The organism is uncultured Muribaculum sp. (assembly GCF_910583865.1).
In the GTDB taxonomy this organism is placed as follows: domain Bacteria; phylum Bacteroidota; class Bacteroidia; order Bacteroidales; family Muribaculaceae; genus Muribaculum.
In genome coordinates this window covers 85,761-99,965 of the sequence record NZ_CAJTYX010000001.1, presented here as the reverse complement: position 1 = coordinate 99,965, position 14,205 = coordinate 85,761, and the positions used below count along the sequence as shown (strand labels likewise).

At 51.6% G+C, this 14,205-nt stretch carries 9 protein-coding genes; 6 read left to right on the top strand and 3 right to left on the bottom strand.

Annotated elements, in window-relative coordinates:
• Positions 1–223 precede the first annotated feature (223 nt).
• Positions 224–2,296 (top strand): family 20 glycosylhydrolase, encoded by a 2,073-nt coding sequence (locus tag QZ303_RS00320; protein ID WP_295727692.1) that lies wholly within the window; start codon positions 224–226, stop codon positions 2,294–2,296.
• A gap of 80 nt (positions 2,297–2,376) precedes the next feature.
• On the opposite strand, the gene QZ303_RS00315 is transcribed toward QZ303_RS00320, so the two are convergent.
• From QZ303_RS00315 to QZ303_RS00305, 3 genes are all read right to left on the bottom strand, one after another.
• On the bottom strand, positions 2,377–2,994 hold the full coding sequence (locus QZ303_RS00315; protein ID WP_295727691.1) for a nitroreductase family protein: 618 nt from the start codon (positions 2,992–2,994) through the stop codon (positions 2,377–2,379).
• A 459-nt stretch (positions 2,995–3,453) separates the two neighbouring features.
• Complete coding sequence (locus QZ303_RS00310; protein WP_295727690.1) at positions 3,454–3,819, bottom strand: MmcQ/YjbR family DNA-binding protein; 366 nt, start codon at positions 3,817–3,819, stop codon at positions 3,454–3,456.
• Between the two features lies 1 nt (position 3,820).
• The gene (locus tag QZ303_RS00305; RefSeq protein WP_295727688.1) at positions 3,821–4,462 is read right to left on the bottom strand and encodes an SIMPL domain-containing protein; all 642 of its coding nucleotides are present in this window, start codon (positions 4,460–4,462) and stop codon (positions 3,821–3,823) included.
• 561 nt (positions 4,463–5,023) lie between these two features.
• On the opposite strand from QZ303_RS00305, the gene QZ303_RS00300 reads away from it, so the two are divergent.
• The 5 genes from QZ303_RS00300 (at position 5,024) to QZ303_RS00280 (ending at position 14,194) form a co-directional block, all read left to right on the top strand.
• Positions 5,024–6,073: a glycosyltransferase family 2 protein gene (locus tag QZ303_RS00300; protein WP_295727687.1), complete on the top strand. Its 1,050-nt coding sequence runs from the start codon at positions 5,024–5,026 to the stop codon at positions 6,071–6,073.
• Positions 6,074–6,103: 30 nt separating this feature from the next.
• The gene (locus QZ303_RS00295) at positions 6,104–6,862 is read left to right on the top strand and encodes a glycosyltransferase family 2 protein (protein ID WP_295727685.1); all 759 of its coding nucleotides are present in this window, start codon (positions 6,104–6,106) and stop codon (positions 6,860–6,862) included.
• Positions 6,863–6,878: 16 nt separating this feature from the next.
• Complete coding sequence (locus tag QZ303_RS00290; RefSeq protein ID WP_295727684.1) at positions 6,879–7,547, top strand: glycosyltransferase family 32 protein; 669 nt, start codon at positions 6,879–6,881, stop codon at positions 7,545–7,547.
• 531 nt (positions 7,548–8,078) lie between these two features.
• Positions 8,079–12,431: a choice-of-anchor J domain-containing protein gene (locus QZ303_RS00285; protein ID WP_295727682.1), complete on the top strand. Its 4,353-nt coding sequence runs from the start codon at positions 8,079–8,081 to the stop codon at positions 12,429–12,431.
• Positions 12,432–12,877: 446 nt separating this feature from the next.
• Complete coding sequence (locus tag QZ303_RS00280; protein WP_295727681.1) at positions 12,878–14,194, top strand: acetyl-CoA hydrolase/transferase C-terminal domain-containing protein; 1,317 nt, start codon at positions 12,878–12,880, stop codon at positions 14,192–14,194.
• The last annotated feature ends 11 nt before the right edge of the window (positions 14,195–14,205 follow it).

Sequence of the window (14,205 nt, the reverse complement as noted above, 5' to 3'; positions counted from 1 at the left end):
TTTTGCAATCCAAAATTACATAATATTTTTCCATTTCCACCACTTCAGTTGATTTTTTCTGTATAGTCATTCCAAGGGACGGAAAAAGATTGTGGCGATGATGTAATAAATTCAATTGTATGACCGTTGTATAATTATGTCTGAATCCCGAGATGATTACGTCCGTCCACGGACTCCTTATACCTTACCTGACAAGAACTAACTGATTCCCAACATCAATTACATGAAAAAAATCAAGATTTCGACAGTGGCGGCACTCGCCATTTTTGCTGCGGTCACTGCCACATGTCCCGGCTGTGTATCCGACAAGCCTACAGCCGGCATATTGCCTAAACCGGTGGAGATGACCCCTAAAGGTGGTGGCTATTTCGACATGAACCGGAATGTGTCACTCCTTTTTTCCGATGTTTCCGACACGGACCGTCGCCGTCTCCTGGAGTTTGCCGGCAGAGCGTTTGGGGACAGCGCTGATAAAAGCGGAGGGAAAATCCCGGTGCTTAGTCTTGCCATAGTGGATTCTCTTCCGGGATTTGATTCCGATGAAGGATATGTGATGGACGTGCGTCCCGACACTACCATGATAGAGGCCACTTCCGGGGCTGGCTTGTTCTATGCCATGCAATCGCTTGAACAGCTCGCTGACCAGAACGGGTCTAAGGTGCCGGCATGCCATGTCACCGACTATCCGCGTTTTCCCTACCGAGGCCTGATGCTCGACGTGAGCCGCAACTTCCGCAACAAGGAGTTTGTAAAGAAGCAGATCGACGCCATGGCCATGCTCAAGCTGAACAATCTCCATCTCCATCTCACCGACGCGGCGGGATGGCGCATGCAGATCGACCGCTATCCGCGCCTTACCGAATTTGCCGCCTGGCGCAAGGGGGGTACCTGGAAGGAGTGGGACAACACCTACTGCGAGTCGACCGACTCTGCCGCCACGGGTGGATTCTATACCAAGGACGACCTGCGCGAGATCATACGTTATGCCGCCGACCGATATATTACGGTGATTCCGGAAATCGAGATGCCCGGGCATTCCGCAGAGGTGCTGGCCGCCTATCCTGAGCTGTCGTGTACGGGGAAGCCTTACAAACATCATGAATTCTGCCCCGGCAACGAGGAAACATACGAATTTCTGGAGAACGTGCTCGACGAGGTGATCGAGGTGTTCCCCTCGCAATATATACATATCGGTGGCGACGAGGCCAACAAGGACGCATGGAAAGAGTGCCCCAAGTGTCGGCGCCGCATGGCTGCCGAAGGCATAAAGGATGTCGACGGGCTGCAGAGCTATCTGATACATCGCATGGAGCGCTATCTCAACTCGAAGGGACGCACTCTTTTCGGATGGGACGAGATAATGGACGGAGGTGCCGCTCCCGGTGCCGCCATACTGTCGTGGCGTGGGCCGGAGCCCGGCATAAAGGCTGCATCGGCCGGACACCCGGTGGTGATGGCTCCCGGACGTTTCTGCTATCTCGACGGCTACCAGGACGCTCCTTCCACCCAGCCGGAGGCTATCGGCGGCTACCTGCCGTTGAGTCTCGCCTATAGCTTTGACCCTGCTCCAGATTCCCTGTCGGTCGATGTGGCAAAGAATATAAAAGGAGTGGAAGCCACGTTGTTTACTGAATATGTCGCAACCGACGACCATGCCGAGTATATGCTCTATCCGCGTCTGCTCGCGCTTGCCGAGGCGGCATGGACACCACAGGTGCTCAGGGACTACGACGATTTCCATGCCCGCGCGTTGGTAATGAACGACCGTCTGGCCAGCGACGGCTATAATGTGTTTGACATGCGCGCCGAGGTGGGCAACCGCAAGGAGGCGCTGGAACCCGTGGAGCATCTGGCCCGAGGGAAGAAGGTGGTCTACAACGATTGCGCATGGTCGCCCAACTATCCTGCCGCGGAGGCTGCCACGCTTACCGACGGGTTGCGTGGAGGGTGGAACTACAACGATTACCGTTGGCAGGGATTCTCCGTAGATTCCACCGACCGGGCACTGGATGTCACTATCGACCTCGAACGTAAGGAGAAGATTTCGTATATAGGTGGTGAATTCATGCAGCTTTGCGGGCCTGACGTATGGTTTCCGCGCAAGGTTGTGATTTCAGTTTCCGACAATGGCGACGACTTCAAGGAGCTGAAGGTAATCGAGCGTGAGCCTAAGGAGGATACCGGGGTTTCTTTCCTCGATTTCTCTTGGGAAGGTTCGACGGAGGCACGCTATGTGCGTTACCAGGCTTTCAACCGTTCGCATTTCATGTTCCTTGACGAGATAGTAGTACGCTGACAAGGTTACGATATAAGACTGTTACAGCGGCCACGCATTGATTTGTGCGTGGCCGCTGTAACAGTCTTATATCGGTATGATTATTTCCGGGGATAACCTATCGGATTGTTCATCACCGGCAACTGTCGCTCCGTCAGGCAGAGCAGACGCGAGATGCCTACGATGTCCATCGTGGCGCGCGGCACAGTCGCCACTCCGAGCGACGTGCAGGCGAGATTGAGGTTTTCGCATGCAATCCCGGTATCGACCATCGCCATCGCTTTCACCTGTTCGCCTTCGGGCAACCCGGTCAGGTCGGCCACGAAAACGATGGAGTAGGGGGCGTCGGTCACGAAATCCTGTGAGAACTCTTTTGTGCCGGCCACCAGCGTGCGATAGTCACCGTCGGCTACCGGCGACAACACATGCGTGGCAGGGATGTATTCCCACACGCCTTTCTCCCCGAACACGAACGTGCGTATCTCCTGCCAGTTGCGTGCGGTCGGGTTGCATCGGTTGACGGGAGCGCCGAATGCCGACGGCTGTGCGTCATGGCGGTTTACTCCGGCTGTCATCCACAGGAGTTGCCCGAGGGTTGCGTCGTCGATGGCGTGTTTCTTGTCAAACTCGCGTATGCTGTGGCGCTTGGCCACGACCTCGTTTATCGGCATCCCGCCGGTTGTGGCCGGTGCCGGAAGTTGCTTTTCTTGTGCTGTCATTGTCATGATGGTTGTCGTTACGGTCATAGTAACGATAAGACGGGTGATGAGGTTCGTCATTATTTATTGATGGATGATTTAGAGGTTGTTTTAACCGGTCTCTTAGAGGGTGTTTCATAACAGAAGTTAAATTCCGGGCTGTCGGATTTTTAGGGAAATCGGATTTAAGTCGAAGGAACATAGTGGGCTATGTGACTGAGACGCAAATACGATTTCACAAAAATCCGGCAGTAGTGGGGTAATTTCTGTTGCTGATAGATTCACTTTGTTAATTCTCAGGTTCATATTATGTAAGTCATATGCGAAATATGGATTCCTTTGGTTTCGCATCTTTAGATGGCTTTCACCTTTTGATTCAGTCTTTCTCGACAAGCTCGAAAGCGCTTCGCGATAACATATAGCCCGCTATGCTCCTGAATCCACAAGGCGAAATCCATCGCAAATCTGCGAACCCGGTATTTAACTTCTGTTATGAAACACCCTCTTAGTGTATTTTGCTTTAATGATGTCGTAGGCGCGTTTTACTCGGCGGTATATCTCGCTGTCCGGAATATCGCCGCCGAAGTCGAGCTGTATCCAATGTCGGTCGCTGAGGTTGATCGGGCGGCTTACCGAAGTGTATGCCAGCTTCATACCGTCAATTTCTTCGGGTGTCGACTTGACATCCACGAATCTGAAATCGTCCATGTCGAGCAGGCAGAACATGTGGCCGCACACGTAGAAAACGAGTATGGAATCGTAGCGGGCGGCAAATTTGCCGAACGGCGTTTTCTCCGTTACTTCGCCAAGCGACAGGCAGTACTCTCTGAATGATTCAATGTCCATATTACTTGGTAGAGAACAGGTAGCGTACTTTCACACTGTAGCGGCGCACTATACGACGCATCCCTTCCATTCCCGAGCCTCGGGCTATCGCCACGTTACTGAACTCCGGAGTGTCGTAGTAGTTAGGGCCGTTCTCCACGATCTCATATGGGCCGGTGATACTGAGACCTTCGTTCTCGGCGATGAATTCGGCTTTCTCGCGTGCGGCATCAAGTGCAGCCTTGAGTCCTTGGCGGTTATACCGCTCAATCTCCGTATTATCTATTTTTGCGATATTGAAGCATGCGATGCCTTTACGTCCTATTCTGTCGGCTATCTTCTCGATTTGATTGAAGTCGGCCACCGTGGCCGAGATGCGCTTTGCCATCATTAGCTCTGTCGGCTTGTTGCGGTCGTAGCTGTTGCTCATGTCGGCGACCACTATCATGGAGTCGGTCACACCGGCACTGCGAAGAGTCTTGCGCACCTGTTTCTCTATTTCCGGCAGTCTAACCAGGATGCTGTCGCCGGAATCCGTGTGCTTGTAGTATTCTTCCATTCCTATTTCTATTGTGATGCGGTCGGGCACGATGTTTACTGTGGCTGACCCGGTCACTTCAATTGCCGGCACGGACTGGGACAGACCCGCGATTGGAGTCATCATTGCCGATATCAATATTGCTCTGACTGTCCTGTTCATCTTATTTTTTATGATATGGATTACGTCGTTCATAATGTTCTTGCAAAAATAGAAAATGTTTGCGGGATTTGGAATAAATAAAAAATGATAGTACATTTGCGGAGTATCCCGTATCGCAGAAGCCCGTCAGGCGAGTGTGAGGAGGGAGAAGAAAGCTGTGGCGGAAGAGTCTGCCGTGGCAATTTACATATTAGGAAAGCGTTTATCCGACGCTTGATTCTTGACGATTCGGAACTTCGCAACTTCTTTATCTCAGTCAAGGATGAAGCAACGATAGATGCCCTGTGGATATGAATATCTTCATGTTCCCGGATTGCGCGCGTGAGCGTGGTGGTCCGGGTGGCAGTGTATTCATATGGCGTGTGGGCTTCTGCGTTGCTCGTTCCGACTGAGATGGGCAATGCGAAGGCCTCGAATCGTGGGAACGGGCAACAGATACAGGCTCGCGCGCTTTTTGTTATCACCATATTCCGCCAACGAGGCGAGTCCGACGGCATGATTTCGAAAAATTCCGAGACTCGAAACATGTGCAATAAAAAGGCTCCGGATATATCCATTATAGTGCCGGTATATAATGTCGAGAAGTATCTCCCTCAATGTCTTGATTCATTGCTTTCCCAGAATTTCGACAACTGGGAGGCGATACTGATTGATGACGGGTCGACCGATTCATCGGGAGTCATATGCGATGAATATGCCGGGAGGGACGAAAGACTCAAGGTAATACATACGTCCAATCATGGAGTGGCCGAGGCACGCAATGCGGGATTGCGCCATGCCTCGGGCGAATATGTCGGTTTCGTGGATCCCGATGACTGGATAGACAGCGATTATTACTCGTCATTGTTGGAGACAGCGGGACGCTCCGGTGGAGAAATCGTGGTTGGAGGCTTTTGTTACGAGCATCCGTCCATATCTATACCGTCTACTTGCGAGTATGGGTACGAGGAATTTTCATCAACCGAGTACGCGTCATTGCTGTGTGAGGATAAAAGAAACCCTAATTATATGTGGAACAAAATGTTCCATCGCAGATTGATTTACTATACACCACCCGGGATAAGATACTTTGAGGATATATCCGGCATATTGCAGTGGGTTCTCCGTTCCAACAAGGTGGTGTTCGCGCCGGATATCAAGGGCTATCATTATCGTCAGCGTCGCTCCAGCATCCTTGGAAAGGTCGGTATCGGCAAGGCGATAGCTTATTATGATGCGGTGATGCTCAGGAACCGTCAGTTTGAGCATCATGTGGAGGAGTCGGATATTTCACTGTCGATTGTCGGTAATATAATCAAGGGGATACTGCGTTCGGGAAAATCTTTGTCTCGTGGAGACCTCCTGCCCGGGAATAATAATATACCGTCTGATATGTTGTCGGAAATGATAGGCAGGCTGATGGGTAGGGCTGAGAAATGGGCGCGACTTCTCCCTGAGGCGATGAAAGGCTTGTCGTTGAAGTACAGGATATATTATCGTCTTGGAATGATTTCTCCGAGGCTATTCATATTCTGGGCACGCTTTACGCGCTTATGCCACACTTCACACAGGCGTCATCGACCGTGTTTTGATTGAGTTTAAATACACTTGTAAATAATGAGGACTATGAACAAGATATCTGTAGTGATCAACACATATAATGCCGAGCAGCACCTTGACAAGGTACTCGAAAGTGCAAAGGCATTTGATGAAATAGTTGTCTGCGATATGGAGAGCACCGACCGCACGATAGAGATTGCAAAGAAACACGGATGTCGTATCGTGACGTTTCCAAAAGGTAACCATACCATTTGTGAACCCGCACGTAATACTGCCATTCAGGCCGCATCCAATCAATGGGTGCTTGTGCTTGATGCCGATGAACTCGTGCCCGACGGGATGCCGGAATATCTTTATGACTGGATTGGAAAGAATAAATCGGCTGCCGCCTTGTCTTTCGGACGCATAAACCAATTCATGGGGCGTAAGGCTACCGGAGGTCCTGACCGGTTGTATCGTTTCCTCCGGAAAGATAAGGTTGACTGGCCGCCGACGATCCATAGCCGTCCTGTCATCGATGGGCCGGTGGAATACGTTCCGTTGTCGCGCAAGGATCTGTTTCTCATACATCTTGATAATCCTACTATCGCGGAACGTGTCGACAAACTCAATACATACAGCTCAAATGAGGTGATCCGGCGCCGTTTCCGTAATTTCGGATATATGAGTTTCCTGTTCCGTCCGTTATGGGCTTTCATCAGGACATACTTCATCAGAGGTGCTATAAGGGATGGCCGTCGTGGCCTGATACGCAGCTATCTGGAAGCTTACTATCAGATAATGATGATGGCCAAGGTAACGGAATACCGGTGGTATAAATGGTAATAATTTAGTGCAAGGCATGATACCTGAGAAGATTCATTATTGTTGGTTTGGACGAGGGGTCAAGCCTCCCGAATTCAATTCATATCTTGAGACATGGAGAAAACATCTGCCGGGTTATGAGATAAAGGAATGGAATGAAGATAATTTCCCGATCGATGATTTCATCTATTCCCGGGAAGCTTTCCGGATGGGGGATTACGCTTTTGTCGCTGATGTGGCCCGTATGTATGCTCTTTATACCGAAGGTGGAGTGTATCTGGACACAGATATCGAGATTATATCCTCGTTGGACCGTTATCTGTTGACGGATTCTTTTGTAGGGCGCGAGCAGGATCTGGTCGGCACGGCGGTCATCGGGGCGGAGAAAGGTACGATGTGGATTGGCCGGTTCCTGGAATATTACAGGAACCGACATTTTATAAATCTGTTGGGGCATCCTGTGCGCACTGCCAATACAAAACTGCTTACACGTGACATTCTGCCGCGTATCGCCCCGGAGGAGCAACCTGTAATATTCCAGAACGGATATCTTAGTTGTAAGAATTATGTCACAGGAGAGATTACTGTTCGTCCGGGAGCGGCTGCCATACATCACTTCTGCGCCTCGTGGAAATATAAAAAAACGTGGCGCTCCCGTCTTGACGTGATACGTCGCGGCCTTGAAGTAAGATACTTGAAAACATAGACATTTATCCTGTTGTCGGAAATTTAGAGGTCGTTGTCTAAGAGGTTGTTTAAAAACAAAAGTGAAATACCGGGTTCGCAGATTTGCGATGGATTTCGCCTTGCGGATTCAGGAGCATAGTGGGCTATGCGACTGAATCAAAAGGTGAAAGGCATCCAAAGATGCGAAACCAAGGGTATTCTAATTTCACCATGGATAGACTATATTTTAACATCCTGAAATAATCGGAAACGGAAATTACCTTTCTACTGCCGGATTTTTGTGAAATCGCATTCGCGTCTCAGTCACATAGCCCACTATGCTCCTTCGACTTAAATCCGATTTCCCTAAAAATCCGACAGCCAGGTATTTCACTTTTGTTTTTAAACAACCTCTAAAAACAACCTCTTAGCACGTTTTCCATGAAAGGGCCGTTTGCTGATTATTTTTTTTGTTGTTGCTTTTGTCTTTTATTGGCATAATGCTTAAATTTGTCGGTATGCATGAGTAAAATGCGATATAAATGGATAAACCAATATAATTTTGTTTCGTATGAAGAAAACTTTACTTGCAATGGCTCTTCCGGCCATGCTTGCGCTTTCAGTCCCGGCGGACGGCTTTGCGCAGGCTGTGACGCTCGGAGAGGATTTTGAAGGTGCCGATTTCCCTCCGTCGGGATGGTCGTTGATTGATAATGACGGCGATGGTACGAACTGGGTGGGATTCAGCGGATCGGCGAGTGTCGCTACCCAGGTAAGAGGCAGCAAGAAACTCGCAATGTCGTTTCTGCGTAATCCCGCCGACTATACGTCCTATCCGGCGCAGGACAACTGGCTTGTGACTCCACCGATCACTATCGGCAACAACGCACATGTCCTTGAGTTCGTGTACGCCGCTCAGGATCTGAATTCTACAGAGCCTTTCGAAGTGCTCGTGTCGGAGGGCGGAACAGCGGTTGGCGATTTCAAGACATTCTTTTCCGAGAATGTCGATAACGGATATAGTGATGACATTGAAATCTACACCTTCAGCCGTGCGCTTTCCGACTATGCAGGCAAGACCATCCGCATAGCCTTCCGCCACAAGGCCTCAGGCTCCTATGGACTTAGTGTCGACAACGTGTATGTCTACAACAAACTCGGGGCGGCCAAACCGTCGGGATTCAAGGCTGCCGCCGGAGAGAATGGCGCGCTTTCGGCCACGCTTTCGTGGACTAACCCCTCAAAGACGGCAAACGGCGAGGAATTGACCGGTCTGGAGATAATCATATACCGCGATAATGAGCAGGTAGCCGTTATTTCCGACGCGACTCCGGGTACGTCATCTACATGGATCGATAATTCTGTTGCGGCAGGCACGCATTCATATGCCATTTCAGCACGGAATAGCGAGGGAGAGACTCCGCGCGTCGCCGCTTCATCGGTTTATATAGGTGATGATGTGCCGGCTCCGGTGAAGGACCTTGTGGCGATTGCCGACTGCGGCCGTGCCCTCCTTTCTTGGACAGCCCCAACGACAGGGGCCAACAAGGGCTTCATAAATGTCGACAATCTCACTTACAACGTTGTCCGTTCGATCGACGGAGTGTCCGCGACTATCGCCACCGGAGTAAAGGGGACATCCTATATAGATGAGGCCATTCCTTCCGGTAAGATGTGTTTCTATTCCGTGACTGCTGTCAGCAGCGGTGGTGAGTCGGCGATTGACGGACTTACATCGGCAATCGTCTACGACGAAACTCTCGCCGATATGCCCGTGGCATCGACTACAGTGCGCGATAATTCGCTTGAACGTCTGCCTATAGAGGTCAATTCCAAATATTCTGTGACACAATCTATCTACACACCTGCCGACCTTGCTTTCGTACAGGGTGACATCACCCGACTTGTCTACAAGACATTCCGTGGCATGGATTCCGACTTGACATTCTCTGTGAGGATCTACATGGCATCGACGGAACTGTCCGACCTGACTTCCGGGTATGCCGACATGTCGACGTCGAAGGAGGTCTATAAGGGCGATATCACATTATGCTATGGAACATGCGACCTTGAAGTGGTGCTCACGGAGCCGTATTCCTACACAGGCGGCAATCTTCTGGTGACGTTCATAAAAGACGGTAGCCCGCAGGGTTCATATTCCGACAGGTTTCTGTCTGCTGAAATCGACGGGGCTGCACGTAGCTTCCGTAAATCGGTCTACGATGCGGTTGATATCACGTCGCTTCCCGCTGCCGGATCGTATGACAAGGCTGTGGCGCAGCTCCCTTCCACACGTTTCATAATCAGTCCCAAGAATATGGGCGCTCTATCCGGCACGGTAACCGATGCCGCTACCGGACGTCCCATATCCGGGGCTACCGTAAGCATTCCGGCATATGCCGGAATGGCGGCCGTCACCGCCTCTGACGGAACGTATGCATTCCCCCACGTGCCTGTAGCAGCCGATGTGCTTACTGTGACAGTCGCAGGTTATGAAGATGTCAGCACATCCGTCACCGTCGTCGATGGAGAGACTACGGTGAAGGATATTACAATGACTCAGCTTGCCAACTATGCGCTTTCCGGCACAGTCATCGCGGGAGATACCCGAAAGGCGGCTGCCGGAGCTGTTGTAAGTCTTTCAGGCTATGAGGATGTCTCTGTCACAGCCGATGCCGAAGGGCGATGGAAGTTCGATACGGTATATTCGGGAAAGGACTATACCCTTTCGATAGAATATCCGCTCTATGACATCTATACGGCGGCTGTCAACAACACTACCGGCGCTGCTGTTGCTCTCGACGAGGTTACACTGGATCGCGCTATGATTGCCACCTATGGAGTCGATGCTAAGGTTGCTGCTGACGGAAGTTCTGTGGCGCTGACATGGCTCGACCCGCTTTCACGCGACGGTGAGGCCGGATGGAAGTCGGTGGGCGATGTATCGGTGGTCGACAGCAATGGTGGGGACTATTCGAGCACCAACTACAATGTGGGCCATTATTTCAGCAAGGATCTTATCGCATCCAAGAAGATGGCCGGACTGTCGGTAGGTTCTGTGAAGGTGTACCTCAAGGCCACTCAAGGCACTTTCGTCGCCAAGGTGTGGAAGGGTACTCGCGATGACAATGAGGAGGTGGCGGCGCAGCCGGTTCCCGCCGAGTCGATTACAGAGTCCGGCTCGTGGGTTACCGTCCGCTTCGACAATCCAGCCGAGATAAAAGCCGATGCCGACTATATAGTGGGCATTCAGTGTGTCAACGCCTCGAAATCTCCTGTCGGCACCGCCAAGAAGTCGCCGGAGACCGGTGGCAACAATATGCTCAAATGGAGCGACGATGGCGGTTACGTCTATGACGGTTTCTATCCGTGGTGTATAATGGCGGAATGTGTAGTGCCGGGCACTGAGGTCTCCATTGCCGAGAATCCTGATGCTCCCAAATGCTCCTATAATGTCTATCGTTCGGCTGCCGGTTCTGAAGGGTGGGAGAAACTCACATCCGCTCCCGTAAGCGAGCTTGCGTTTACCGACGAAGGTTGGGCTTCGCTCGTCTCCGGCACATACAGCTATGCCGTGTCGGCAGTGTATCTCGGTGGGGAGTCGGCCAAGGCTTATTCCGAGTCGATCTCGCGCAGCAAGGACATTGATGCCGGTGTGGTGGCTTTCGTCTCGCCTGTCAAGTCGACGGAGATGCGCAATTCCGTTACTGTGACTGTAACCGTGACTAACTTCGGCGAGAAGCCTGTATCCGGTTTCCCCGTGTCGGTGAAGCTTGGCGACGATGCTCCGGTCAGCAAGACGTTTGAGGGCACGCTCGCCAAGGGTGAGTCGGCCGATGTTACCGTCTGCGACATGGAGATGCCCGAAGGTGTGCATGAGTTTACCGCCTATACTTCTGTAGATGGCGATGAGACACCTGCCAACGATGCATGCACTCAGCTTATTCCCAACATCAAGAATGTGGAACTTTTCGGCTATCGTTGGAGCGCTTATGGCAACGCCGGATTCATGAAGCTACAGAGCAATAACCCCGAGGGTGCTTCCTACCTGTGTGAGGTCACTCCCAACGATGCTCTCGTGATTGCCGGTGAATGTGTCGACGGCAAGTTCTATGGATATACCGCGACATGGTATGGCGCTTCACGTCAGTTTGTAGAGATTGATCCTGTCACATGGACCGTTCAGCGTGCCATCGACAATACCGATGACTATATCCTCGATATGGCCTACGACTACTCTACATCGACCATGTATGCGTTGCGTCCCGATGGCGATGCCGACAACGTGCAGCTTGTCAAGGTGAATACGGAAGATGGCACCACCGAACTTGTCGGAACTGTAGGCTTCATCGTCCGCACGCTCGCATGTGATCTTTCAGGGAAGCTCTATGCCATATCCGATGACGGTAAGCTGTATTCGGTCGATGCCTCGACGGCTGCTCCTTCGCTCGTGGGCGAGACCGGTGTCGGTTCTGTCAAGTATCTTCAGTCAATGGCTTTCGACCATAACACCGGACGCCTCTTCTGGGCGCACACCTCCGATGCTGTCAACGGTGCTATACATGAAATTGACCCTGCCACCGGTAAGGCAACGGCATTTGGAACGGCCATGTTCGACAAAATCGACGAGGCTGAGATTGTAGGACTCTATACACCCTACACGCGTGGCAGCTCGTCAATCTCCGACGTCGATGCATCATCGGGCGCTCTTTCCTTGAAAGCGGACATTCGTGGTGATGTCACCGTCGATGCTACTTCTGAGGTAATGCTCACTGTCTACAATGCCGCCGGTTCTGTAGTCGCTGTCCATCATGTAGAGCCGGGTCGCACGGTAGTCGGTCTCGGTGTCGCTCCGGGTGTCTACCTTGTTTCGGCAGCTTCCTCCGATTCTGCTACCGTTACTCTGAAGGTAGCCGTACGCTGATCTGATGCCATCCGGTTTTCCCGGACGGTCAATGTAACCAAGACGGCGGTGTGTCTAAATTCGGCATACCGCCGTTTTTGTGTCCGGACGGGAGGGTGCTGTCAGAATGGCCTCAGATGGTAGGGGCTGAGACTGAGGCTGATGGGAGCGTAGTTCCCTACGTGACCAAAGCCGAATGTCGATAACGACGACCCAGATGAGCCATTATGACACACCCTCGTCTTTCTTTTTTAGTAGGTGTGCTTTGGCCGTCAATTTGTCGATATGGATTATTTGTTGCATAATATCCGTATATTCGCTTTGTGATTCGGAAAAATATCCTATCTTTGCACAAAACTCCCCGAAGTGTGTAAAAAAACGGGCGCGTTTACCATGTAGGACTGATTCAGTAGCTTTACTTTCAGTCGGTTCATTATCATGGTTCGTTGAATTAAAGTGAAGAAGATATGGAATCCAAGTATATGACACCGGACGAAGCGGTGAAAATGGTCAAGAGCGGCGATCACGTGTTCGTCCAAGGCAGTTGTTCTATTCCTGAAGCTTTGATCGCGGCACTCGCAAGGCGTGGCGACGAGTTGCGCGACGTGGTGCTGTTCAACGCTTTCGCTCTCGGCCGACGTGTTTCACCGTTGTGCGATCCATCATTGAAGGATTCCTTCCTTATCGATTCGTTTTTCGTGTCAAACGCAGTGCGCGGATGGGTCAACCAGGGGTACGCTACCACTACACCGCGATTTTTCGGCCAGGTACCGCAGCTTTTCCGTGACGGCACTATAAAGCTCGATGTGGCCTTTATCAACTGTTCGTTGCCGGACAAGGATGGCTACGTGTCTTTCGGGGTGTCGGCCGATCTTACGCCGTCCGCCGTGGAGTGTGCGAAAATTATCATAGCGCAGATAAATCCACTCATGCCATTTACATATGGAGATTCCGTGATACATATGTCGAGAATCGATGCTTTGGTGAATGTCAACGATCCTTTGGCCGAGACGCCCGACACTCCGCCTACCGAAAACGAACTGCGCATAGGGCGCTACATTGCCGAGCGGATTCCCGACGGGGCGGTGCTGCAGGTCGGTGTAGGCACGATACCCAACGCCGTTCTTCACTCCCTATGCTCCCACAAGCATCTCGGGCTGCACACCGAGGCGATGACCGACGGCATGATGCCTCTGATTGAGTCGGGGGTTGTCGACAACTCATGCAAACAGGTAGAGCCTGGACGCTCTGTGGCATCTCTTGCCCTGGGCACACGCCGTCTGTACGATTTTCTTGACCATAACACGGGCGTCATATTCCGTGACATAGCATGGGTGAACGATCCATTCGTCATAGCACAGAACCACAATATGGCCGCCATCAACTCCTGTCTTGAAATCGATCTTTCCGGTCAGGTGTGCGCCGATTCCATCGGCACGCGCATCTATTCCGGCGTAGGCGGCCAGCAGGATTTCGTCTACGGCTCGTCGCGCAGTGTTGGCGGACAATCTTTCATAGCAATGCTTTCGACCACTTCGGGCGGTCAAAGTAAGATAAAGCCCGTGCTTACCTCCGGGGCCGGGGTCGTGACAACCCGCTTCCAGACCAACTGGGTCGTTACAGAGTACGGCGCTGTCAATCTCCGTGGTAGGAACATGATTGACCGTGCGCGTATGCTTATATCCATCGCCGCACCTCAGTTCCGTGAGGAACTCGACCGTGCCGCCTTCTCAATGCTCGGCTACGCCTACCGTCGCTGGCATTCTTTCTCTGCGGAGTGCTGATATGTATAGTT